The sequence below is a fragment of the Pseudonocardia wallangbongensis genome (assembly GCF_054486945.1).
This window is the reverse complement of sequence record NZ_JBRERS010000002.1, coordinates 315,308-339,193: the sequence shown is the minus strand read 5'-3', so window position 1 is coordinate 339,193 and position 23,886 is coordinate 315,308. Positions and strand designations below refer to the sequence as shown.

General features: G+C 74.5%; 21 protein-coding genes. 9 read left to right on the top strand and 12 right to left on the bottom strand.

The features are described 5' to 3' along the window. Positions 1-112: 112 nt before the first annotated feature. Genes ACU436_RS07860 through ACU436_RS07850 form a run of 3 tightly spaced genes read left to right on the top strand, consistent with a single transcriptional unit; the run spans position 113 to position 4,508 of the window. Positions 113-250, top strand: a complete 138-nt coding sequence (locus tag ACU436_RS07860; RefSeq protein WP_459023144.1) for an FDLD family class I lanthipeptide — start codon at positions 113-115, stop codon at positions 248-250. Further along, positions 250-3,210, top strand: coding sequence for a lantibiotic dehydratase (locus ACU436_RS07855; protein WP_459023142.1), 2,961 nt, complete (start codon positions 250-252; stop codon positions 3,208-3,210). Before ACU436_RS07860 ends, ACU436_RS07855 begins: the two co-directional genes overlap by 1 nt. Beyond that, on the top strand, positions 3,207-4,508 hold the full coding sequence (locus ACU436_RS07850; protein WP_459023140.1) for a lanthionine synthetase C family protein: 1,302 nt from the start codon (positions 3,207-3,209) through the stop codon (positions 4,506-4,508). The genes ACU436_RS07855 and ACU436_RS07850 overlap by 4 nt, the downstream gene beginning before the upstream one ends. A 48-nt stretch (positions 4,509-4,556) precedes the next feature. Here ACU436_RS07850 and ACU436_RS07845 read toward each other — a convergent pair whose 3' ends face one another. Both ACU436_RS07845 and ACU436_RS07840 read right to left on the bottom strand, forming a co-directional pair. Then, positions 4,557-5,477: an NUDIX hydrolase gene (locus tag ACU436_RS07845; RefSeq protein WP_459023138.1), complete on the bottom strand. Its 921-nt coding sequence runs from the start codon at positions 5,475-5,477 to the stop codon at positions 4,557-4,559. After that, positions 5,474-7,816 carry an RNA degradosome polyphosphate kinase gene (locus ACU436_RS07840; protein ID WP_459023136.1) on the bottom strand — a complete coding sequence of 781 codons (2,343 nt, stop codon included), beginning with the start codon at positions 7,814-7,816 and terminating at the stop codon, positions 5,474-5,476. The genes ACU436_RS07845 and ACU436_RS07840 overlap by 4 nt, the downstream gene beginning before the upstream one ends. An 87-nt stretch (positions 7,817-7,903) precedes the next feature. Here ACU436_RS07840 and ACU436_RS07835 point away from each other — a divergent pair, with 87 nt between their 5' ends. Then, positions 7,904-8,371 (top strand): MarR family winged helix-turn-helix transcriptional regulator, encoded by a 468-nt coding sequence (locus ACU436_RS07835; protein WP_459023134.1) that lies wholly within the window; start codon positions 7,904-7,906, stop codon positions 8,369-8,371. Next, positions 8,371-9,789, top strand: a complete 1,419-nt coding sequence (locus ACU436_RS07830; RefSeq protein WP_459023132.1) for an FAD-dependent monooxygenase — start codon at positions 8,371-8,373, stop codon at positions 9,787-9,789. The genes ACU436_RS07835 and ACU436_RS07830 overlap by 1 nt, the downstream gene beginning before the upstream one ends. Here ACU436_RS07830 and cofC read toward each other — a convergent pair. After that, positions 9,749-10,432 (bottom strand): 2-phospho-L-lactate guanylyltransferase, encoded by a 684-nt coding sequence (cofC, locus tag ACU436_RS07825; protein WP_459023130.1) that lies wholly within the window; start codon positions 10,430-10,432, stop codon positions 9,749-9,751. The genes ACU436_RS07830 and cofC overlap by 41 nt on opposite strands. A gap of 61 nt (positions 10,433-10,493) precedes the next feature. On the opposite strand from cofC, the gene ACU436_RS07820 reads away from it, so the two are divergent. From ACU436_RS07820 to ACU436_RS07805, 4 genes are all read left to right on the top strand, one after another. Further along, on the top strand, positions 10,494-11,201 hold the full coding sequence (locus ACU436_RS07820; RefSeq protein WP_459023129.1) for a lysophospholipid acyltransferase family protein: 708 nt from the start codon (positions 10,494-10,496) through the stop codon (positions 11,199-11,201). Between the two features lie 2 nt (positions 11,202-11,203). Next, positions 11,204-12,202 (top strand): NAD(P)H-dependent glycerol-3-phosphate dehydrogenase, encoded by a 999-nt coding sequence (locus ACU436_RS07815; protein WP_459024285.1) that lies wholly within the window; start codon positions 11,204-11,206, stop codon positions 12,200-12,202. Between the two features lie 65 nt (positions 12,203-12,267). Beyond that, positions 12,268-13,371 (top strand): cystathionine gamma-lyase, encoded by a 1,104-nt coding sequence (locus ACU436_RS07810; protein WP_459023127.1) that lies wholly within the window; start codon positions 12,268-12,270, stop codon positions 13,369-13,371. A 298-nt stretch (positions 13,372-13,669) separates the two neighbouring features. Next, complete coding sequence (locus ACU436_RS07805) at positions 13,670-14,020, top strand: transglycosylase family protein (RefSeq protein ID WP_459023125.1); 351 nt, start codon at positions 13,670-13,672, stop codon at positions 14,018-14,020. Positions 14,021-14,090: 70 nt separating this feature from the next. Here ACU436_RS07805 and ACU436_RS07800 read toward each other — a convergent pair whose 3' ends face one another. The 9 genes from ACU436_RS07800 to ACU436_RS07760 all read right to left on the bottom strand — a co-directional run bounded on the left by ACU436_RS07800 (position 14,091) and on the right by ACU436_RS07760 (position 23,843). Continuing rightward, positions 14,091-15,737, bottom strand: a complete 1,647-nt coding sequence (locus ACU436_RS07800) for an ABC transporter substrate-binding protein (RefSeq protein ID WP_459023123.1) — start codon at positions 15,735-15,737, stop codon at positions 14,091-14,093. A gap of 16 nt (positions 15,738-15,753) precedes the next feature. Continuing rightward, entirely contained in the window at positions 15,754-16,638 is an 885-nt protein-coding gene (locus ACU436_RS07795; RefSeq protein ID WP_459023121.1) for an ABC transporter permease, read from the bottom strand. Positions 16,639-16,649: 11 nt separating this feature from the next. Further along, positions 16,650-17,600 (bottom strand): ABC transporter permease, encoded by a 951-nt coding sequence (locus ACU436_RS07790; protein WP_459023119.1) that lies wholly within the window; start codon positions 17,598-17,600, stop codon positions 16,650-16,652. Beyond that, positions 17,593-18,621, bottom strand: coding sequence for an ABC transporter ATP-binding protein (locus ACU436_RS07785; RefSeq protein ID WP_459023117.1), 1,029 nt, complete (start codon positions 18,619-18,621; stop codon positions 17,593-17,595). The genes ACU436_RS07790 and ACU436_RS07785 overlap by 8 nt, the downstream gene beginning before the upstream one ends. Beyond that, positions 18,621-19,664, bottom strand: coding sequence for an ABC transporter ATP-binding protein (locus tag ACU436_RS07780; protein ID WP_459023115.1), 1,044 nt, complete (start codon positions 19,662-19,664; stop codon positions 18,621-18,623). The genes ACU436_RS07785 and ACU436_RS07780 overlap by 1 nt, the downstream gene beginning before the upstream one ends. A 68-nt stretch (positions 19,665-19,732) precedes the next feature. Continuing rightward, positions 19,733-20,407 carry a PHP-associated domain-containing protein gene (locus ACU436_RS07775; protein WP_459023113.1) on the bottom strand — a complete coding sequence of 225 codons (675 nt, stop codon included), beginning with the start codon at positions 20,405-20,407 and terminating at the stop codon, positions 19,733-19,735. Further along, the gene (locus tag ACU436_RS07770) at positions 20,404-21,189 is read right to left on the bottom strand and encodes an SDR family NAD(P)-dependent oxidoreductase (protein WP_459023112.1); all 786 of its coding nucleotides are present in this window, start codon (positions 21,187-21,189) and stop codon (positions 20,404-20,406) included. Before ACU436_RS07770 ends, ACU436_RS07775 begins: the two co-directional genes overlap by 4 nt. A gap of 12 nt (positions 21,190-21,201) precedes the next feature. Further along, a complete protein-coding gene (locus ACU436_RS07765; protein ID WP_459023110.1) occupies positions 21,202-22,731 on the bottom strand; it encodes an MFS transporter in 1,530 nt (509 codons plus the stop codon). After that, the gene (locus ACU436_RS07760) at positions 22,728-23,843 is read right to left on the bottom strand and encodes an acyl-CoA dehydrogenase family protein (RefSeq protein WP_459023108.1); all 1,116 of its coding nucleotides are present in this window, start codon (positions 23,841-23,843) and stop codon (positions 22,728-22,730) included. Before ACU436_RS07760 ends, ACU436_RS07765 begins: the two co-directional genes overlap by 4 nt. Positions 23,844-23,886 lie beyond the last annotated feature (43 nt).

Sequence of the window (23,886 nt, the reverse complement as noted above, 5' to 3'; positions counted from 1 at the left end):
CACCCTAGCTCGCGAGGATCGAAGGATCAACATCTTGTCGGATCGTTGAACGATCCTTAGTGTGATGGGCGCGGTACCGCGAAAACCCGTCACCGACGATCGGAGCAGCCTGATGCCGACCGAGACGCTCGCCCCCGCCGACTTCGACCTGGACATCGAGGTCGCCGTCGTCGTGGAGCCGCAGATGTCCGCGCAGAAGACCGGCGTGACCGACATCTGCACCACGATCTACTGGCCCTGCCAGAAGTGATGACGCCCGTCCGGCCGGTCCGGCGCGACTCGGCCTTCGAGAGCGCAGCCGTGGGCCTGTTGCGGGCCGCGGCCGCGCCGCGCCGGCCCGGCCGGACGGCCCTTCTGCCCGAGGTGCCCGACGAGCGGGAGCGCCTGGTCGCTCTCGCGGCGGACGGACAGCTCCTGGAGGCGGTCGACTCCGCCAGCCCGAGCCTCGCGCGTGACGTCCGGGCGATCGCTGCCGGCGCACCGGCGAAGGCGAAGGATCTGCACCGGGCGCTCATCGCGCTCACCAAGTACCACCTGCGGTTGACCGGCCGGGCGACCCCGTTCGGGCTCTTCGCCGGCGTCGCGCCCGTGCGGTTCGGTGAGAACCCGGCGCTGCGCGCGGGGGACCGGCACCGGGCGTCCGGCCGGCCGGACGCGGCCTGGCTCGATGCGCTGCTCGCAGGAGTGCGGAGCGTGCCCGCGGTCCTGGCGCGGGCGAGCGTCGTCGCCAACCCGGTCCGGTCCGTGCGCGACGGACGGCTGCTGCTGCCGGCGCGGACGGCGGACCCGGGGGCCCGGCGGGAGACCTCGATCCGGCTGACCCCGATCGTCGCCGCCGCGCTGGAAGCGACCGGCGCCCCGGTTCGCTGGACCGAGCTCCTGGCCGGCCTCGCCGGGCGCTTCGGGGTCGACCGGCGGACGCTCGAGCCGGTGCTGTGCCGGCTCGTCGACCTCGACGCGCTGCTCACCGACCTCGACCCACCCGCGGACTGCGCCGATCCCCTCCGGCACGTGCTCGCGGTGGGCGGTGACGCGCACGAGCTCTTCGGGGCGCTGCGCGGGATCGACGGCGACCTGCGCGCCGGGAGGCGGGTCGCCGCGCGGATGCGGGAGCTGCACGACGACGACGGCGCCTCGCCGGTGCGGACCGACCTGCGCCTCGACGTGGACCTCACGCTCCCCGTCGAGGTGGCCCGCGAGGCCGAGCGCGCCGCCACCGTGCTGTGGCGCCTGTCCACCCCGGTCACCGCCGCGTGGCTGCCGGGTTACCACGAGCGGTTCCTCGAGCGGTACGGCACCGAGCGCGCCGTGCCCGTCACCGAGCTGCTGGGCGGCACCGGCCTCGGCCTGCCGCGGTGGGACGAACCGCCGTCCGGTCCGGACCAGGACGAGGAGCGCATGGCGGTCCTCGCCGCCGAGCTCCTCACCGCGGTCCGCGAGCGGCGCACCGAGATCGTGCTCGACGACGCCCTCGTCGAGCGGCTCGCGCGGGACGAGCCCGCCCCGCCGTCCATGGAGCTGTGCGCCGAGGTGCTCGCCGACGGGTGGGACGAGCTGTGCGCGGGCGACTTCCGCCTCGTCGTGGGGCAGAGCCTCGGCTCGGCGCTCGCCGGCACCACCGTGGCCCGGTTCGCGCCCCTGCTCCCCGAGCTGGATGCCGAGCTGACGGGGCTGGTCCGGGCCGGCGCGCCGGCGGACGGCGTGCGGGCCGCGCAGGTCGCCTACCGCCCGCTCGTGCCGCGCTCGGCGAACGTCGCGGCGGTCCCGCAGCGACTGCCCCTGCGCATCCCGCTCGCACCGGGCACGGCCGACGCCTCCGTGACCGACCTGCCGCTGCACCGGCTCGCGGTCACCGCCACCACCGACCGGCTCCACGTCGTGGACGTCGACGACGGCACGCGGATCGCCCCCGTGCCCGGCTCGATGCTCAACCCGCGCAGCGGGCACGTTCCCCCGGTGGCGAGGTTCCTGCTGGAGCTGGGCGCGCAGGACACCCCCCAGTGCCTGCCGTGGAGCTGGGGTGCGCTCGCCGCCGCCCCGTACCTGCCCCGCGTCCGGCACGGCCGCACCGTGCTCGCTCCTGCCCGCTGGTCGCCGCCACGCGGGCTGCGTGGGGCGGACCGGTCGGACCGGCGCCTCGCCGAGTGGCGGGAGCGCTGGGACGTGCCCCGGCACGTCCGGCTGACCGTCGCCGACAACCACGTCCCGGTCGACCTCGACGACCCGCTGCACCGGCTGGTGTTCCGCGACGAGCTGCGCCGGCACCCCGGGCTCGTGGTGCTGGAGGCGCCGTCCGACGCGGGCTGGCTGCGCGGGCCCCGCGGGACGCACACCTGCGAGGTGGTGTTCCAGCTGCTGGGCAGGCGTACGGAGGCCGCGGCGCCGGCCGTGGCCGGGACGGTGCGGCGGCGCGAGGCGGACCTGCTCCAGCTGCCCGGTGGGGAATGGCTCTACGCGAAGCTCCACGCGACGGAGCAGGCGCAGCGGGCCGTGCTGCGTTCCCGGCTGCCCGAACTGGTGGACGACGCCGCGCTCGCCGCGGCCGGCGTCGACGGCTGGTTCTTCGTCCGCTACCGCGATCCCGAGCCGCACCTGCGGCTGCGGTTCCGCGGCAAGCCGGACGGGCTGTGGGGCGAGCTGCTGCCGCGCCTGCACGCCTGGGCGAACCGGCTGCGCCAGGACGGGCTGTTGACCTCGGCGTCACTCGACGCGTACGACCCCGAGGTCGAGCGCTACGGGGGGCCGGAGGCGATGGCCGACGCCGAGCGGGCCTTCCACGCCGACAGCGTGCTGGCCCTCGCCTGGGACCCGGACGGCGACGACGCCGACGTGCGGGCCGCGGCGAGCGTGCACGACCTGCTGCTCGGCTTCGACCCGTCCGGCGGGCTCGCCGACCGGTTCGCCGCCGCGGTGCCGGTGGCCGACCGCCGGGCGGTGCCGGCGGCGCGGCGCAGGCAGGTGGCGGGCCCGCTCCCCGGCGTACCGGATGACGCGCTCCGCGCGCGGCGAGCGAACGCACTCGCGGCGTACGCCGCCGCGCTCGAACGCACCGGATGCCCTCCCGGACGGCGGGCGCACATCGCCGCGAGCCTCACGCACATGCACTGCAACCGCCTTCTCGGCGTCGACCACGCCCGCGAGCGCGGCGTCTACGCCCTCCTGCACCGGGCGCTGGCCGTCCGGGCGGGAAGGGCGAGGTACGGGCGATGACCGCGCTGCCGCTCGCCGTCCCGCCCGACCTGCGCCGGCGTGCGATCGACGTCGCGACGGAGGTGGCCGACCGGCTCCGCTCCCCAGAGCCGGTCGCCACCGCCGCCCGCCGCGCCCGGCGCCCGGCGGGGCACCCGGCGTGGGGCCCGTCCTCGCTGCTGCTCGGCCACCCCGGTGTCGCGCTGCTGCACGCGACGATGTCGGTCGCCGACCCGTCGTGGGCGGCGGCCACCCACGCCCACCTGGCGGCCGCCGCGAGCGGGGCGGGCGCCGACCTGGTGCCCGCGGCGGTCCTGCACGGAAGCGTCCACGGCGGTTACCCGAAGCTCCTGCGCACGCTGGCGCACGCGGTGTCGGCGGCGTGCGAGGAGCGGGTCGCGGCGCAGGCCCGGCGGGCCGCGGAGGACGGCCCGGGCCTCGCGGTCTCGGACTACGACGTGGTGAGCGGGCTCGCCGGCACGGGCAGGCTCCTGCTGGCACTGGGCGACGAGCGCAGCGCCGAAGCGCTCCACACCACGCTCGGCCACCTCGTCGCGTGCACCCGCCCGGTCGCCGCGCCCGGTGGGCCCGTGCCGGGCTGGTGGTGCCGCGCCGACGACCCCGCCGAGTACCCGCACGGCTACCTGGACGTCGGCCTCGCGCACGGGATCGCCGGGCCGTTGGCGCTGATGGCCGTGGCCCACGAGCGGGGGCACCGGGTGGAGGGCATGCCCGACGCGATGCGCGTCATCGCCGACTGGCTGTTGCGCCGTGCCGTCGCCGACGAGGCCGGTCCGCTGTGGCCGTCCCGGATCGGGTTCGCGCAGGAGGCCGGGGACGAACCGCTCGTCCCGGGGGCCGCCAAGGCGGCCTGGTGCTACGGGACCGCCGGCGTCGCCCGGGCCCTGCACCTGGCCGGCACCGTGCTCGGCGACGCGCAGCTGTGCGCGGTGGCGGTGGCGGCGCTGCGGGGGGCCGCCCTGCGCCCGTGGTCCGAGACCGGCCTCGTCGGGCCGACCATCTGCCACGGGGCCGCCGGCCTGCTGCAGGTCGTCCTGCGGGTCACCGAACGCGACCCCGACCCCGTGCTGCTCTCCGTGGTCGGCCTCCTCGCGCAGCGCGTGCTCTACGACTTCGACCGGACGGCGCCGTTCGGCTTCCGGCACGGGCACCGGACGCGTTCCGGGCGCCGGATCGGCGTGGACGAGCCTGGCCTGCTCCAGGGTGCGGCGGGCGTCGCCCTCGTGCTGGCGACGTTCGCGAACCACCCCGGCACCATCGGCCCGGACGTCTGGGACGCGCCGCTGCTCCTGACGTGACGGCCAGGCGGCCGCCGCCCACTGCCGGCCAGCCAGCCGGCCGGGCCCTCAGCCCGTGGGGTGCTCGTAGTAGTCGGCGGCGCGGAGCGCGGCCTCGGGCCCGAACGTGAGCAGCCAGGTGCTGCCCTTGCGGGCCGGGACGTCGTCGGGGTCCACGCCGGGCAGGCGGGCGCCGGTGGCGAGGGCCCGGACGAGGTGGGGGACCACGCCGCCCTGGCTGCACGCGACGGTGACGCCCGGGACGCCGGCCATCGCGTGGATGCGGGCGAGGCCGGCCGCCGGGTCGTCCTGGTAGGTGCCCTCGCCGAGCAGGGGCTCCTCGCCGATGGGAAGCGCCAAGCGGCCGGCGAGGGGGGCGACGGTGTCGCGGCAGCGCACCGCAGGCACGGAGGTCACGCGGTCGGGCCCGAACAGCCCCAGCAGCCCGTCGAGGTGCCGCGCCTGCTCCTGGCCGGAGCCGGAGAGGGGACGCAGCTCGTCGTCGCCGTCCCACTGGCTGCGGCTCCCCGCCTTCGCGTGCCGGACGAGCGCGATCACCGAGACCGGCGGACCGACGTGCGCGAACCGGTGCAGGATGTCGAGGTCGTGCGAGTAGGACAGCAGCTCCTCGGCCGCTGCGGCGTCCAGCCAGCGCAGCTCGTCGGTCTCGTCTCCCGGCGTGAACCCGCCGCCCCGCGCCTCGGCCGCCCAGTACCGCACGAGCTTGCCGCCCTCCGGCACGGCGTAGCGGACGTCGCCGAGCACCGGGCCGAGCCGCGACACCTGGCCGGTCTCCTCGGCGATCTCGCGGACGGCGGCGAAGGGCATCGTCTCGCCCGCGTCGAGCTTGCCCTTCGGGAACGACCAGTCGTCGTACTTCGGGCGGTGCACGAGCCCGATCTCCACGCCGTGCGCGCCGTGGCGCCACAGGACGGCACCGGCGGCCAGGACGTCCGCCGCGGTGGGCTCCATCATCCGCAGCGCAGTCACTCGGCGTCCGTCGCCGAGGCGGCGGCGTGGCGGAGCATCATCATCTCGGCCTGGTGGTCGCGCACGTGCGAGACGTCCGCCTCCGGTGGCGGCGACGGCTCCCACGGGCCGTCGGCGTGCAGCGTCCAGCAGCGGGTGGCCGGGTCGAGGCAGGAGTCGAACATCTCCCCGAGCTTGGCGGCGAGGCGCGGGTCGGCCACGCGGAGGAGCACCTCGACCCGGCGGTCGAGGTTGCGGTGCATCATGTCGGCGCTGCCGATCCAGTACTCGTCGGCGTCGACGAAGTGGAAGACGCGGGAGTGCTCGAGGAAACGGCCGAGGATCGAGCGCACCCGGATGTTCTCCGACAGCCCGGGCCGGCCGGGCCGCAGCGCGCAGATGCCGCGGACCACGACGTCCACCGGCACGCCCGCCTGGGAGGCCCGGTACAGCGCATCGATCACCTGCTCGTCCACCAGCGAGTTGACCTTGATGCGGATGCCGGCCTCCCGGCCCTCGCGCTTGGCCTCGATCTCGTCCTCGATGCGCCGCACGATCCCCCGCCGCACCCCGTAGGGCGCCACGAGCAGGCTGCGGTAGGAGGTCTGGCGGGAGTAGCCGGTGAGCGAGTTGAACAGGTCGGTGAGGTCGGCACCGATCGTCGGGTCGGCGGTGAGCACGCCGATGTCCTCGTAGAGCCGGGCGGTCTTGGGGTTGTAGTTGCCGGTGCCCACGTGGCAGTAGCGGCGGATCGTGGAACCCTCCTGGCGCACCACGAGCGAGGTCTTGCAGTGGGTCTTCAGCCCGACCAGCCCGTAGACGACGTGCACGCCCGCCTTCTCCAGCTCACGGGCCCAGCGGATGTTGGCCTGCTCGTCGAACCGCGCCTTGATCTCCACGAGCGCGACGACCTGCTTGCCGGCCGCGGCCGCGTCGATGAGGGCGTCGACGATGGGGGAGTCGCCGGACGTGCGGTAGAGCGTCTGCTTGATCGCGAGGACGTCCTCGTCCTCGGCGGCCTGCTCGATGAAGCGCTGCACGCTCGTGGAGAACGAGTCGTAGGGGTGGTGGACCAGCACGTCGCCCTCGCGGAGGGTGGCGAACACGCTGCGCGGGGTCTCGCGGTCGGCGAACGCCGGGTGGGTGGCCGGCACCCACGGGTCGTCCTTGAGGTCGGGCCGGTCCACCGAGTGCACGGCCCAGAGCGCGGTGAGGTCGAGCAGGCCGGGCACCGTGACGACGTCGTGCGGGTCGACGTCGAGCTCGCGCAGGAGCAGCTCCAGCACGTGGTCGCTCATCGTGTCGGTGACCTCGAGGCGTACCGGCGGGCCGAACCGGCGGCGCGCGAGCTCGCGCTCGAGCGACTGCAGGAGGTCCTCGTCGCGGTCCTCCTCGACCTCGAGGTCGGCGTTGCGGGTGACCCGGAACGCGTGCACCTCGGCCACCTCGACCCCGGTGAACAGCTCGCCGAGGTGCGCGGAGATGAGGTCCTCGATCGGCAGGAAGGTGACCCCGTCGTCGTCGGTGTCGACGCGCACGAGCCGCGGCACGTTGTTGGGCACCTTGACGCGCGCGAACCGCTCGGTGCGCCCGTCCGGGTCGCGGACGGTGACGGCGAGGTTCAGCGAGAGCCCCGAGATGTACGGGAACGGGTGGGCCGGGTCGACCGCCAGCGGCGTGAGCACGGGGAACACCTGGGCGGAGAAGTAGGCCGACAGGCGGGCGTGCTGGTCGTCGGTCAGGTCGGCCCAGCGCAGGATGCGGATCCCCCGCGCCTGCAGCTCGGGACGGACGTGGTCGAGGAACAGGCGCGCGTGCGCCTCCTGGATGGCCTGCGTGCGAGTCGCGATGCGGGCCAGCTGCTCGCGCGGGGAGAGGCCGTCGGCGCTGCGGACGGCGAGCCCCGTCTCGTCGCGGCGCTTCAGGCCGGCGACGCGGACCATGTAGAACTCGTCGAGGTTGGACGCGAAGATCGCCAGGAACTTGGCGCGTTCCAGCAGCGGCTGGCTCTCGTCCTCGGCCAGCGCCAGCACCCTGGCGTTGAAGTCCAGCCACGACAGCTCGCGGTTGAGGTAGCGGTCGTCGGGCAGCTCCGAGACGGGCGCGGGCGTGCGTGCGGGCGGGCTCACCGGCACGGCGGCGGCCGACGGCGGGTTGGCCGCGCGGGCTCCGGTGGGCGGCGCCGCCGGGCCGGGGTGCTCGCGGGCCGCGGTGGAGACCGCCCCGCCGGCGCCGGCACTGCCGGCCGGACTGACGCGGCGGGTGGACGGTCGGGGGGCGGTGCGCCCGGTCCGGGTCCGGCGGGGAGTGGTGACCTCGCCCTTGCCGTTCGTCTGAGTCCTGCGCACGTCGTCACCCACGTAGCGATTGTTCCCCACGCGGGCCGTGATGTGTTCGTGGCGGCGGCCGACATCGAGGTGAACTGTGGGTTGCAATATACTTCCTGCGTGGAAGGAAGTAATCAGGTCTGGTCGATCGTCCGCGACCTGCACCGGGTCGCCCGCATCCAGCAGCGCGCCGCTGCCGCGTCCGAACCGGGACCGGTGGCACTGGGACTGCTGAACCTGGCCTCCCAGCAGCCCGTGCGTCCCTCCGCCGCGGCCGCGGAGCTGGGCGTGCCGCCGCAGTCGATCACCCGGGCCGTCGGGGAGCTGGCCGGGGCCGGCCTCGTGCAGCGGGTCGGCGACGCGGCGGACGGCCGCTCGTACGTGATCGAGCTGACCGACGAGGGGCACCGCGAGCGTGCGCGGTTCCGCGCCGACCTGACGCGGCGCTTCGCGCGGCACCTCGAGGGATGGCCGGACGAGGAGGTGGCGACGTTCGCCGCACAGCTGTCGCGCCTGGTGACCTCGCTCGCCGACGACGTCGTGGACACCCCCGCACGGGCGCGGACGCGCAACCCGTGGCGGCACTGATGGCGGACGTCGAGACCGACGTGCTGGTGGTGGGCGGCGGGCTGGCCGGTCTCACCGCCGGGGCCCTCCTGGCCCTGCACGGCACCCGCGTGGTCGTCGCCGAACGCCACCCGGCGACGTCGCTGCACCCCAAGGCGCGGCTGGTGAACGTCCGGTCGATGGAGATCTACCGCGCGCTGGGCGTCGAGGACGACATCCTCGCGGCAGGCGAGCCGAACGCGGGGTTCGTGGTGGCCGCCACCGTGGCCGACGAGCACGACGTGTGGGTGGCCCCTCCCCCGGAGGAGACGTCGGTGGCCGAGGACGTCAGCCCGAGCCGGCCGTACTCGTGCGACCAGCAGCGGATCGAGCCCGTCCTGCGGCGCCGGGCCGCCGAGCTCGGCGCGGACCTGCGGTTCGCCACGGCGGTCGAGGGGCTCGTCGTCGGGGACGGCGACGTGTCGGCACGCCTGCGCGGCCCGGCCGGGACGAGCACGGTGCGGGCGCGCTACGCGATCGCTGCGGACGGCGCCCGCAGCGCCCTGCGCCGGCGGCTCGGGATCGGGATGCACGGCGAGCCGGTGGCGGGCACCGCGGTCAGCGCGCTCTTCCGGGCCGACCTCGGGCCCGCGCTCCGTGGGCGCCACGTCGGCGCGATCATGTGCCGCTCGGCGGAGGCGTTCCTGTTCGCCCGGGGCGACCCGGCCGACCGGACGTGGCAGCTCGGCACCCACCTGCGCCCGGGGTGGGACCGCGCCGACCTGGTGATGCACCTGCGGGACGCCGTGCGGACGGCCACCGGGCTGCCGGACCTCGATCCGGTGGTCGAGAGCGTGCAGACCTGGAGCACGGGCGCGTGGGTCGCCGACCGGTTCCGCCACGGTCGGCTGTTCCTCGTCGGGGACGCCGCCCACGTCATGCCGCCCTACGGCGGGTTCGGCGGGAACACCGGTGTCGCCGACGCGCACAACCTCGCCTGGAAGCTGGCCGCCGCCTGCCGCGGTTCCGCACCGGCCGGCGTCCTCGACACCTACCAGGACGAACGGCTCCCGATCGCCGAGCTCACCGTGGCGCAGGCGCTCCTGCGGTCCCGCAAGACCCCCGGGCAGCCGCCGCCACCGGACCAGATCGACGCCGCCGCCATCGTGCTGGGGTTCCGCTACCCGCCCGCGGCCGGCGCCCTGGTCGAGGACCCCGCCACCCCGAGCGGTGAGCCCGGCACCCGGGCGCCGCACGTCAACCTCGGCGGCGGGCGGAGCCTCCTCGACCTGTTCGACCCGACGACCTGCACCCTCGTCCCGGACGGTGCGGTCACGCGCGCGGACGTGCACCCCGACCACCGGGCCCGGTGGGACGCCGTGTACGCCGGGCGCCGGGTGCTCGTCCGGCCCGACGGGGTCATCGCCTGCAGGGAGGACCGCAGCCGGGGATTGGGGTGAGCGCGCGGCTCGTGTGCTCGCCCAGGCCGAGGTCGGCCGCCTCCCGCAGGTCGGCGGCCGTGTCCACGTCGCGGCGCAGGCCGGGCCACTCCCCGGCGAGGGGGTGGGCGCCGGAGCGCTCGTGCTCGCGGGCGGAGCCCACCCCGAACCGCGGGTCGAGCGCGGTGCCGGGCGCGGCGAGCAGGAACGTGGTGCCGGTGCCTTCGGCGTCGGCGACGAAGGCCCGCTGCACACCCGCGTCGAACAGCGTGATCGCGGCGGCGATCGCCTCGTCGAGCTCGTCGGGGCGCAGGGCGGGGAGGTCCGCCTGCAGCGCGCCGACGGCCGTGGCGGGGTCCTGCCCGCGCAGCAGGGCGGCGCCGCGCCCGTACGCCGGGTTGAGGCCGGGCACCGGGCCGTCCGGCGCCACCTCGATGCCGAAGACGCCCAGCTCGGCGGCCACGACCGGGTCGGAGCTGACCACCAGCAGGCGCCGGACTGCGGGGGCCGCCCGGACCGCGTCGATCGTGTCGCGCAGGAGCGCCATCGCCAGCCGGGCGTGCGCGCGGGGGGAGCCGATACCGCCGTCGGCGGCACCACGGAGCCGGGACTTCGCCTTGGCGAGCGGCTTCACGGGGACGACGAGGTCCACGGTCGAGGTCACCCCTCCATCGTGCCTGACCCGGTGGTGGACCTCGGGGACCGAGCCAGGAACACTCTGGGTCGTGGTCAGGCGTGAGAGGGGCGGGTTCTGGATCGCGTTCTGCGCGATCTTCTTCTACCCGATCAGCTGGCTGGTTGCCCGCTCCCGGTTCGAGGGCAAGGAACACGTTCCCCGGTCCGGCGGCGCGCTGATGGTCGCGAACCACGTCTCCCACCTCGACCCGATCTTCAGCGGGCTCGTGGTGCACCGGGCCGGCCGGGTTCCGCGGTTCCTCGCCAAGCACAGCCTGTGGCGCGCGCCGGTGCTCGGCTGGGCGCTCGCCGGGAGCGGGCAGATCCCGGTCTACCGGGACTCGGCCGACGCGCAGCAGAGTCTGCGCGACGGCACGCGCGCGCTGCAGGAGGGCAAGGTCGTCGTGATCTACCCCGAGGGCACGATCACCCGCGATCCCGACGGCTGGCCGATGCAGGCGCGCACCGGCGTCGCCCGGCTGGCGCTGTCGGCCGGTGTGCCGGTGGTGCCCTTCGTCCACTGGGGCACGCGCGAGGTGCTGGACGGCTACAACAGGAAGTTCCGGCCGCTGCCGCGGAAGCCGATCATCGTGCGGTGCGCGGAGCCCATCGACCTCTCCGCCTACCGCGACCGCCCGGTCGACGCCGCGCTCCTGCGTGAGGTCACCGACCTGATCATGACGAGGGTGCGCGACCTGCTCGCCACGGTGCGCGGCGAGCCCGCCCCCGAGGAGTTCTACCGGAGGACGGCCTCGTGACGGTGCGTCGCGTCGCGGTGCTCGGTGCCGGCTCGTGGGGCACGACGTTCGCGAAGGTGATGGCCGACGCCGGGCGGGACGTGCGGCTGTGGGCGCGCCGTCCCGAGGTGGCCGCCGCGGTGAACGAGCGCCACGCCAACCCGGACTACCTCCCCGGGATCGCGCTCCCGGGGCTGCTGACGGCCACCGCGGACCCCGCCGAGGCCCTCGAGGGGGCCGATGCGGTCGTCTTCGCCGTGCCGTCGCAGACGCTGCGGGCCAACCTCGCGGGCTGGCGCGACCTGCTGCCGCCGGAAGGCACGCTGGTGAGCCTCGCGAAGGGCGTGGAGCTGGGCACGCTGCTGCGGATGAGCGAGGTGATCGCCGAGGTCGCCGGCGCGCCGGCGGAACGGGTCGCGGTGGTGTCCGGGCCGAACCTCGCCCGGGAGATCGCCGCCGAGGAGCCCACCGCCACCGTGATCGCGTGCGCCGACCACGACCGCGCGGTCGCGCTGCAACAGGCGTGCACCACCGGCTACTTCCGCTCCTACACCAACACCGACGTCATCGGCTGCGAGCTGGGCGGCGCCGGCAAGAACGTCATCGCGCTGGCGTGCGGCATCGCCGCCGGCATGGGCTTCGGCGACAACACCAGGGCGTCGCTGATCACGCGCGGGCTCGCCGAGACGGCGCGGCTGGGCGTCGAGCTCGGCGCCGACCCGCTGACGTTCGCCGGCCTGGCCGGGCTCGGTGATCTCGTGGCCACCTGCTCCTCCCCGCTGTCGCGCAACCGGACCTTCGGCGAGCACCTCGGCCGCGGCGACTCCCTCGCCCAGGCGGAGGCGGGCAACCACGGGCAGATCGCGGAGGGCGTGAAGAGCTGCAAGAGCATCTGCGCCCTGGGCGAGCGCCTCGGGGTGGAGCTCCCGATCGCCGACGCGGTCCGGAGGGTCTGCCACGAGGGCCTCTCCGCATCGGAGATGGGCAAGGAACTGATCAGCCGGGCTCCCCGACCGGAGTAGGGCGACTTCACACATCGAGCGCCGGTGCGCGGTGTGTGAAGTCCGGCGGGACGTAGGGTGCCGGCGTGATCGGTGACGGCACGCGGTGCGTCCACGGGGGACACGAGACCGGCGCGCCGGGGGCGCCGATGCATCCGGGGCCCGTGCTCTCGTCGACCTTCCAGCTCGGCCTTCCGGGCGACCCCACCCCGGCCGACTCCTACGGGCGTGCCGACAACCCGACCTGGCGGGCGCTCGAGACCGCGATCGGGGAGCTCGACGGCGGCGAGTGCGTGCTCTTCGCGTCCGGGATGGCCGCCATCTCCGCCGTCCTGCGGCCGGCCGGCCGGGACGGCGCGATCGTGCTGCCCTCCGACGGCTACTACCTCGCCCGCGCCCTCGCGTACGGGGAGCTGGCGCCACTGGGCGTCGAGGTCCGCGAGACGCCGACGGCCGCGCCGCTCCCACCGCTCGACGGGGCGGCGCTCGTGCTGCTCGAGACGCCGTCGAACCCCGGTCTCGAGGTCACCGACATCGCCGCGGCCGCGGCGGCCGCCCACGCGGTCGGCGCACTGCTCGCCGTCGACAACACGACCGCGACGCCGCTGGGGCAGCGCCCCCTCGAGCTCGGTGCCGACCTGGTGATCGCCTCCGACACCAAGGCGCTCGCCGGGCACGGCGACGTGGTGCTCGGCCACGTCAGCGCGCGCGATCCCGGGCTGGTGGCGCGCCTGCGCGAGTCGCGTTCGCGGGGCGGCGCGGTGCCCGGGCCGATGGAGGCGTGGCTCGCCCACCGCGGCCTCGCCACCCTCGACCTGCGGCTGGACCGGCAGGCCCGCAACGCCGCCGCGCTCGTCCCCGTCCTGCGCGCCCACCCCGCGGTGGCCGATGTGCGCTGGCCCGGCGACCCGGCCGATCCGGCCCACGCCGTGGCGGCCCGCCAGATGCGCCGCTGGAACGGCGTGCTGCGGTTCACGCTCGCATCGGAGTCGGCCGTGGGTGAGTTCCTCGCCGCATCCCGGCTGGTCGGCTCGGCCACGAGCTTCGGCGGCCTGCGCAGCACCGCCGACCGCAGGCAGCGCTGGGGCGACGCCGTGGCGCCCGGCATGCTGCGTTTCTCGGCGGGCTGCGAGGACTCCGAGGACCTGGTCGCCGATGTGGGGCTGGCCCTGGACGCGATCACGCGCTGACGCCGCGGCCCACGGTGTTACCGCTCACACGGGCGCATGATCGCCGTGTGAAGCGCATCTCCATCACGAGCTGATATCGAAGATATCGATCGAATCCCCGCGCTGATCGATTTCGGGTGTGCGCTGCGAATTTGCGATGATTACTTTCGGTGGGGAAGCTTTGCGTGATTCGGCTCACCGGCTAGTCGTGTTTGACGAACGCGGCTGACCTGCACGTACGGTCGTTCCGGTCGGTCTGCTGAGTGAGCCGACGATGCCCCGTGAGGCATTCGCCCCCCATCGAGGAGAAACCCGAAGAATGGCTTTGCGCTCCCGCACGTCCACGTCCAAGCACCTTCTCCGGCTCGCCGTGGCCGGAGCGATCGCCGTCGGCGCCCCGCTCGCCCTGGCCGGTACCGCCGACGCCGCCCCGTCCGGCGTCTGGGACAAGCTCGCCCAGTGCGAGAGCAGCGGTGACTGGTCGGCCAACACCGGCAACGGCTTCTCCGGTGGCCTGCAGTTCACGCCGTCGACCTGGAAGGCCTTCGGCGGCGAGGGCAAGGCGCACAACGCCAGCCGCGCCCAGCAGATCGCCGTGGCCGAGCGCGTCCAGGACGCGCAGGGCTGGAACGCCTGGCCCGCCTGCTCGGACAAGCTCGGCCTCGGCTGAGCGCTCCCGTGAGGGACGAACGGCACTCTCGTCGAACCGACGGGAGTGCCGTTCGTCGCGTGAGCGGGGCTCACTCCCGCCCCGGCGCCTCCGGGCCCAGCCACATCCGCGCCTGGTGCCTCGTGCCGTAGTCGGGGTGCGGGTACACGTCGTGCAGGTAGGGCGCGTAGATGGACAGGCCGTCGTAGACGTAGAGCGGCACCGGGTTGGACACGTTCTCGATGATGTAGCGCTGGATGTCGTGCAGCTGCTGCTCGCGGGCGGCCCGGTCCAGCTCGCCGCGCTGCGCGGCGATCATCTGGTCGAGCGCCGGGTCGGCGATGCCGTACCAGTTGCGGGTGCCGTCGGAGGTCCACTCGCCGGTCAGGTACTCGTCGGCGGAGAGCATCGGGGTCTGCAGCCCGTAGCCCATGTCGTAGTTCTTGCCGGCGAAGCTCTCGGTGAAGTACGTGGCGTAGTCCTGCACGACGAGCTCGACCTGGATGCCGACCTCCGCGAGGTCCTGCTGCACCCACTGCGCCTCGCGCACGACGTTCTCGCCGTACCCGTCGGTGATGATCATCTTGGTGGAGAAGCCCTGCGGGAACCCGGCCTCGGCGAGCAGCGCCCGCGCCCGCTCCGGGTCGTGCGGCTGCAGCCGCACGGCCTCCTCGGACGGGAGACCGCCGAACAGGGTGGGCGTGACGGCCGCCGTCGGGCTCCCTCCCGCACGGATGGAGTCGATCATCCCCTGCCGGTCGACCGCGAGTGCGACGGCGCGGCGCACGCGCACGTCGTCGAACGGCTCGCGTTCCTGGTTCATGTACACGCGGGTCTGGGTGAGGCCCTGCTCGCGCTGGAGGACGGCCTCCGGGTCCTCGGCGAGGAGGCGCTCGGCCTGGGCGACGTCGAGGGTCAGCGCGCTGAGGAAGTCGGTCTGCCCGGTGCGGAACGCGGCGATCGCGGCGGCCTGGTCGGGCACGATCGAGATCTCGATGCGGTCGATGTAGGGCTGGCCCTCGACGTAGTAGCCGGGGTGGGCGGTGAGCACCCGCTCGCGGTCGCGTTCCCAGCGCTCCAGCACGTACGGCCCGGTGCCGATCGCGGTGGTGGCGAGGTCGAACTCGCCACGGGTGCCCTCGCACGGCAGCATCCACATGAAGTGGCCTGCCAGGTTGGTGTCGAACTCGGCGTAGGGCTCGGCGAGCTGGAAGACCACCGTGTACGGGTCGGGTGCGGTGACGTCCTGCACCATCGCGATCTGGTTGATCTGGTGGCCGGGCAGCTCGCGGATCCGCTGGAGCGTGCACAGGACGTCCTGCGAGGTGAACTCGCGCCCGCTCACCGGAGCCACGTCGTGGAACCGCACGCCGTGCCGCAGGTGGAACGTCCAGGTGCGCCCGTCGGGGGAGGTCTCCCAGCTCTCGGCGAGGTCGCCTTCCAGCTCCGGCGCGCCGTAGGGGATGTCCGGCCCGGTCTTGAAGTCGACGAGCTTGGAGTAGGTGGAGCCGATCGCGATGTGGGTGTTGAACGACGACTGGCTGTGCGGGTCGAGCGAGCGGGCGTCGGACGGCAGCGCGTAGCGGAACACGCCGCCCGGCTGCGGCGGTCCGGCGTCCTGCTGCGGGCGGCGCTCGTCGAGGCTGGCGCCGGAGCCCCCACCCCCCGGAGCGCTGAAGCAGGCGGAGCCGAGGAGCGCCACGAGCACGAGCGCGATCACGAGCCGGAACGAGCGCATGGGGACCCCCGGATTCTCAGCGGGACTGCTTCGGGTCGAAGACGTCGCGCAGCGCGTCGCCGAGCAGGTTGAACGCGAGCACGGCGACGGTGAGCGCACCCCCGGGGAAGACGACCATCCACGGGGCGATCTCCATGTAGCGGGAGCCGTCGCTGAGCATGGCTCCCCACGACGGCGTGGGCGGCGGGGTGCCGATGCCGAGGAAGCTCAGCGCGGACTCCGCGATGATCACGATCGCGAACATGAGGCTGGTGACGACGAGGATCGGCGCCAGCAGGTTGGGCAGCCCGTGCCGGCGCAGGATGCGCCACGTGCTGCAGCCGGCGGCGCGCGCCGAGTCGATGTAGAGCTCCTCGCGGATGCGCAGCATCTCGCCGCGGGCCACCCGGTTGAACGAGGGCACCACGAGCAGGCTGAGCGCGATCACGGTGTTGCGGATGCTCGGCCCGAGCAGCGCGGCCACGAACAGCAGCAGCACGATGCCGGGGATCGCCATCAGCGTGTCCATGACGCGCTGCAGGAGCGTGTCGACCCAGCCGCCCGCGAAGTAGCCCGAGACCACCCCGATCGCCACGCCCAGGACCCCGCCCACCGCCAGCGTGCACACCGCGACGAGCAACGACGTGCGAGCGCCGTAGAGCACCCGGCTGAAGATGTCGCGGCCGAGGTCGTCGGTGCCCATGAGGAACGGGCCGCCGGGGATCTGGAGGAAGCTCTCGCGGTGCTGGGCGGTGGGGTCGAAGGGCGCGATGACGGGCGCGAGCGCCGCCGCCACCACGAGCAGCACGACCACGACCCCCGCGACGGCGCCCAGCGGCTGGCGGCGGAGCAGCCACCGGGCCCTGCGACCACCGGCCGGACGGCGCGCCGGCAGCGGCACCGACGCCGTGACGTCACTCATGCCGACTCCCCTCAGGCGTAGCGGATGCGCGGGTCGATGACGCCGTACAGCACGTCGACGACGAGGTTGACCAGGATGAACACGGCGCCGTACACGACGACGCAGCCGAGGACGACGGGGTAGTCGCGCAGCTGCACGGACTCGAAGATCAGCATCCCCATCCCGGGGATCGCGAAGATCGATTCCAGGATGACCGTGCCGCCGAGGATGTGCCCGACCTGCAGGCCGATCAGGCTGAAGACCGGTACCAGGGAGTTGCGCACGGCGTGGGTGAACAGGACCGTGCGTTCCGGCGCGCCCTTGGCCCGCACCGTGCGGATGTACGGCGAGCGCAGCACCTCCAGCATCGAGGAGCGCAGCATGCGCGCGATCGCGGCCATGCCGGCCACACCCAGCGCGAACGCCGGCAGCGCCATGTGCACCAGGTTGGAGCCGAGATCCTCGGCGGGCGTGCGGTACACCAGCGGCGGCGACCACGAGAACCACAGCGCGAGGTAGGTGACGAGCAGCAGCCCCAGCCAGAAGTTCGGGATCGACAGGCCGGCCACCGAGACCGCGCGCAGCCCCTGGTCGAGCCAGCTGTTCTGGCGCACGGCCGACAGCAGCCCGAGCGGCACGCCGAGCACGACGCTCACGACCAGCGCCATGACCCCCAGCTGCAGCGTGGTGGGCAGCCGGTCCGCGATGAGCGCGGTGACCGGCTCGCCGCTCTGGAACGACGTGCCGAAGTCGCCGGTGGCGGCGTCGGCGACGAACCGCCAGAGCTGGGCGAGCAGCGGCTGGTCGAGGCCGAGCTGCGCGGCGCGCTCGGCGATCTGCTCCGGGCTCACGCCGGGGGCGTCGGCGAGCTGCAGGCGCACGACGTCGCCGGGGATCAGCCGGAGCGTCAGGAACACGAAGACGGTGACGAGCGCGACGACGAGCACCCCGTAGAGCCCGCGGCGGACGACGTACTCAAGCACCGCGGGCCTCCCCGACGAGGTGGCAGGACGCGGTGCGGCCCGGGCCCGCCGCGACGGGCGCCGGCGCGACGGAGGTGCACGGGTCGAACGCGTGCGGGCAGCGCGGGTGGAAGTGGCAGCCGAGCGGCGGGTCGCTCGGGCTCGGCGTCTCCCCGCGGACGACGCCGCGGCGGCGCCGGACCGGGCTGCGCGGGTCGGCCGCGATCGCGGCGGCGAGGCTCTGCGTGTACGGGTGGCGCGGGTCGGCGAGGAGCTGATCGGCGGGGCCCTGCTCGACGATGCGCCCGAGGTACATGACGCAGATCCGGTCGGACACGTAGCGCACGACGTTGAGGTCGTGCGCGATGAACAGGTACGACAGCCCCAGCTCGGCCTGCAGCCTGCGCAGCAGGTTGAGCACCTGCGCCTGCACGGAGACGTCCAGGGCGCTCACGGCCTCGTCGCAGACGAGCAGCCGCGGGTCGGTGGCCAGCGCCCTGGCGATGCCGATGCGCTGGGCCTGCCCGCCGGAGAACTGGTGCGGGTAGCGGTCGAGGTCGCCTGCCGAGAGCCCGACCAGCTCCAGGAGCTCGCCGGCACGCCGCCGGGCCGTCCGTCCGGACGAGATGCCCTGTGCCTCCAGCGGCTCGGTGATCACCGCGCCGACCGTCATGCGCGGGTCGAACGAGCTCACCGGGTCCTGGAACACGATCGACATCTGCCGGCGCAGCGGCACCAGCTCCTTCGCCGAGAGGTGGCCGATCTCGCGGCCCGTGAAGCGGATGCTCCCGCTCGTCGGCTCCAGCAGGCGCAGCACGAGCCGGGCCACGGTGGACTTGCCGGAACCGGACTCGCCGACCAGCCCGACGGTCTCCCCGGGCGCGACGCGGAAGGACACGCCGTCGACGGCGCGGACGTGCCCGACGGTCCGCCGCAGCAGCCCGCGGGTGATCGGGAAGTGCTTGACGAGGTCGCCGACCTCCAGCAGGTCGCCGCCGGGTGCGACGTCCCCGGGCAGCGTCCGGGGCGCGGGCGAGGACATCAGGCCCCCTTCCCGGTGGCCGCCGGTAGCGGCGCTCCCGAGCGGTGCAGCAGGCAGCGGGCCGAGCGTGCGCCCGGCAGGGGCGCCAACGCGGGCTCCTCGCGCGCGCACTCGTCCCACGCCATCGCGCAGCGCGTGTGGAAGCGGCATCCGGACGGCATCGCCCGCAGCGGCGGGACGACCCCCGGGATGGCCGCGAGCGGCTCGGCGCGGTCGGACTCGGGGCTGGGGACAGCGGCCAGCAGCGCCGCGGTGTACGGGTGCTGCGGGTCGCGCAGCACCTCGGCCGTGGGGCCCTGCTCGACGACCTGCCCCGCGTAGAACACCACCACGCGGTCGGCCGTCTCGGCCACCACCCCCATGTCGTGGGTGACGAGCAGCATCGCGCTGCGGTACTCGACCTGCAGGCTGCGCAGCAGCTCGAGGATCTGCGCCTCGATCGTCACGTCGAGGGCGGTGGTGGGCTCGTCGGCGATGAGCAGCCGGGGCGAGCACGCCAGCGCGATCGCGATCATCACGCGCTGCCGCTGCCCGCCGGAGAGCTGGTGCGGGTAGGCCTCGAGCCTGCGCCGCGGGTCGGGCATGCCGACCTGCTCCAGCAGCTCCACGGCGCGCTCCCGCGCGGCGCGCTTGTCGATCCGGCGGTGCAGCCGCACCGCCTCGACGATCTGGTGACCCACGCTGTAGAGCGGGTCGAGCGACGTCATCGGGTCCTGGAAGATCATCGCGATCTCGTTGCCCCGGATCCGGCGCAGCGCGCGGCGGTCGACCGCGGTGAGGTCGGTGCCGTCCCAGAGCACCCGGCCGCCGCTGATCCGCCCGCCGTCGAGCAGTTGGAGCACGGCGAGCGCGGTGACGGTCTTGCCCGAGCCGGACTCGCCGACCACCGCGACGGTCTCCTGTGCCCCGACCGTGAAGCCCACCCCGGCGACCGCCTCGACCGTGCCGTCCGGGGTGTCGAACTCGACGTGGAGGTCCTCGATCCGCAGCAGCGGAGCGGCGGGCTGCGGGGTCGGCTGCGGGGTCGGCACGGTGGTGGGCACGCAGCCTCCTCGTTGGGGCGCAGTGCGCTCGCAGCGCTGCGAGCGGCCGAAACCGTTAGAATCCTGCTCTAGAATCGCTCTCGATCGTGCGATACGTCACGCCGCGTGTCAAGGCTCGCAAATCGCCGCGCGTGCGGCCGGAGCTCACCGACGATCCGCCCGCGGCCGAGCGCGTCGAGGAAGTCCGCGGGACCGTCGAACGCCGGCATCTCGACGTACGCGGCGCCCACGCCGGGCCCGTCGTGCGCGTCCGAGCCCGCGGTGGCGGGAAGGCTGTGCCGGGCGGCCAACGCCGCGGCCGCCGCGTTGTGCTCCGCGTCGCCGACCTTGGCGTTGAACGCCTCCACGAAGTCGACCTGGCCGGCCGCACAGAGCCCGTCGGCCACGGCGCCGGTGCCGGCGCGCACCGGGTCGTAGGCGTGCGGGAGCCCGACGAGCCCGCCCTGCGCGCGGATCCGGGCCACCACCTCCGGCAGCGGCAGCACGTACGGGATCCGCTCGGTGAGGAACAACCCCAGCACCTCCCCGTCCGGCGTCCGGATCTCCTCGCCGACCTCGATGCGCACGCCCAGGTCGCGCTCCCGCGCGGCGACGGCCGCGGCGACCTCGTGGTGGTCGGTCACGAACACCACGTCGATGCCCCGCGCGAGGGCGCGGTCGGCCAGCTCCTCCAACCCGAGGACGGAGTCGCCGGACGCGACCGTGTGCAGGTGGCAGTCGACCCGCACCCAGCCCGGTCTCATGCCGGGACGGCGATGCCGAGCTCGGCGAGCAGGTCCTGGGAGTAGGCGATCCGGCCGGACAGGAGCGGGTCGCTCGGCCGGCACAGTGCGAGCGCGGCCTCGGCCATCACCGACGGTGGCTCGGCGTCCGGGTCGTCCTCGCTGGTGAGGTGGTGGTGGAGCGTGCCCGGGGTGGGCACGACGCGGTTGGGCGAGAGCGCGTTGACCGCGACGCCGTCCTCGTGCACCTCGGCCGCGAGCCCGGTGCTGAACCGCTCCACCGCGGCCTTGCACATCCCGTAGACGGTGCCGCCCCGGCCCGCGCGCGTGACCGGCGGGTGGATCGCCGCCCGCGAGGAGACGTTGAGGATCGCGCCGCCGCCCCGCGCACGCATGCCCGGCAGCACCCGCCGGGCCAGGTCGAACGGCGCCGTCACCTGCACCTCGAACATCAGCGCGAACCGCTTGTCGGAGAACTCGGTGACCGGCGTGAACCAGGTGACCGCCGCGTTGTTCACCAGCACGTCGACGGGCCCGAGCCCGGCCTCCACCCGCTCGACCAGCGCGGCGCGGTCGGCCGGGCGGGACAGGTCGGCGCGCACGGCCAGCGCCCGCCCGCCCGCGGCCTCGACGGCCGCGGCCGTCTCGGCGATCGTGCCGGCGAAGCGCGACTCGCCCGCCGCGGTGGTGCGCGCGGAGACCGCGACGGCGGCCCCTTCGGCGGCGAGCCGCCGCGCGATGGCCGCCCCGATGCCCCGGCTGGCGCCGGTGACGAGTGCGACCCGCCCGTCGAGCACTCCCATCTGATGTGCCTCCTATCGAGATGCCGGAAGTTCAGGAAAGCCACATTGCTGTCCTCCAGGTTCAGGAACGTGGCTTTCCTGAACCCCGGGCGGCGCCACCCGCCTGCCCACGAGCGAGGTCAGCACGCAGAGCGCTGCCGTCACCGCCATCACGCCGAACGACCACCGGAAGCCGGTGATCAGCCCGTCCAGGGCGGACGGGTCGACCCGGGCGATCGAGCCGTCGAGCACGTGCCCGCGCAGGGCGGGCGGCAGCGGCAGGCTGATCAGCGTGAGCGTCACGGCCGTGCTGACCACCACCCCCGAGCTCTGCGCCATCAAACGCACGCCGTTGACGATCCCGAGCCGCTCGGAGCGGACGTCCTGCAGCATCGCGGTGCTGTTGGCCGGGATGAACGCGCCCGACCCGAACCCGATCACCACGACCGCGGCGATGAGCAGCGGGTACGGCGTGTCGACGTCGATCACGACCAGCAGCAGCACCAGCCCGGCCAGCGAGACCGACGACGCGACCGCGGCCATCGTCCGGGCCCGCACCCACCGCAGGAGGGTCCCCGCGCCCGGCGACGACACGATCGAGGCCACCGCGAGCGGCAGTATCTTGAGGCCCGCCTCGCTGGGCGTGTCCCCCTGGACGGCCTGGAAGTACAGGCCCATCAGCAGCACCACCGCGAAGCGCGACATCGTGCCGAGGAACCCGGCGAGCACCCCGATGCCCACCACCGGCACGCGGAACAGCCGCACGTCGACCACCGGGAACGGGACGCGCAGCTCCACGACCAGGAACAGCGGCAGCGCCACGACGAACGCGACGACGCCGCCGATCACCACCGGGTCCGTCCAGCCCGTCGTACCGCCCTGGGAGAGCGCCGTGAGCAGCCCGCCGAGGGCCAGCACCACGAGCACGTTGCCCACCGGGTCCAGCCGCAGCGGCTCGCCCGAACGCGGCACCCGTTCCATCACCCGCAGGCCCCACAGCAGGCAGACCACGCCGACCGGCACGTTGAGCAGCAGCGTCCAGCGCCAGCCGAGCTCGGTGGTGACCAGCCCACCAACGGTGGGCCCGAGCATCTGCGCCAGCGAGAACGACGCCATGTAGATGCCGAGGCCCTGCCCGAGCAGCCGCCGCGGGAACGCGGCCGTGACCAGCGCCGCGCTGTTCGCGATGAGCATCGCCGCGCCCGTCGCCTGCACCACCCGGCACGCGATGAGCAGCCCGACGTCCGGCGCCGCCCCGGCGAACAGGCTCGCCGCCGAGAACAGCGCGACGCCGGTGAGGTACATCGTGCGCCTGCCCAGCACGTCGGCCAGCCGCCCGAAGAACACCATCAGCGTGACGTGCGTGAGCTGGAACGACAGCAGGATCCAGCTCGCCGCCACCGGGCCCGCGTCGAGCCCGTCGACGATCGCCGGGAGCGCGATGTTGAGCGAGCTGACGTTGATCCCGGTCATCAGCGACGCCAGGCAGACCACCGAGAGCAGCCGCCACGCGTAGCGGATTCGGTCGCGCTCCCCCGACCGGACGCCGGCCGCCCCGGTCACACCCCGATGGCATCGGCCAGCCGCGCGCGGTGCCAGCTCGGGTCCCCGAGCCACAGCCTCGTGGCCTCCGCCCGCTTGAGGTGCAGGTGGGCGTCGTGCTCCCACGTGAACCCGATGCCGCCGTGGATCTGGATGTTCTCCGCGGCGGCGGCGAAGTAGGCGTCGGAGCAGTACGCCTTGGCCAGGCTCGCGACGGCGGGCACCTCGTCGGAGCCGGCGGCCACCGCCCACGCCCCGTAGTAGGCGGCCGCACGGGCCGACTCGACCTTCAGCATCACGTCGGCCGCCTTGTGCTTCACGGCCTGGAACGACCCGATCACCCGGCCGAACTGGACGCGTTGCTTCGCGTAGGCCACCGCCATGTCCAGCGCCGCCTGCGCGCCGCCGACCTGCTCCAGCGCGAGCGCGACCGCGGCCTTCTGCAGCGTCCGCCCGACGGTGTCCCCGGCGGCGCCGTCGGCGCCGACGAGCCGGCCGACCGCCCCGTCGAGCCCGACGCGGGCGAGCGGGCGCGTCTGGTCCAGGGTGGGCCGCGCCGTGCGGGTGACGCCTGCCGCCGTGCCGTCCACCGCGAAGAGGGAGAGCCCGGCGTCGGTGCGGGCCACCACGAGCAGCAGGTCGGCCAGCGCCCCGTCCGGCACGTAGTCCTTGGTCCCGTGCAGCGCCCAGCCCTGCCCGGACGGCTGCGCGGTGGCGGCCGTCGCCTCCACCTCCCAGCGCCCCTCGCCCTCGGTGACGGCGAGCGTGGCGATCGTCGAGCCGTCCGCGACGCCGGGCAGCAGGTCCTTGGCCGCCTCGTCGTCGCCGGCGTCGAGCACCGCGGACACCGCGAGCACGGCGCTGGACAGGAAGGGCCCCGGCAGCACCGCCCGGCCCATCTCCTCGGCCACCACCGCGAGCTCGACGAAGCCCGCTCCGCTGCCGCCGTGCTCCTCGGGCACCAGGAGGCCCTGGAGGCCGAGCTCCCCGGCCATCCGGCGCCACAGCGCCGGGTCGTGGGCGTCCGGCGTCCCCATCAGGGTGCGCACCGTCGTCAGCGGCACCTCGTTCTCCAGGAACCGGCGCACGGCGCGGCGCAGGTCCTCCTGCTCGGTGTCGAACACGAGCTGCATCGTTGAACTCCTGTTATGAATTGGCTGGTTTGCGTAGCGGTGC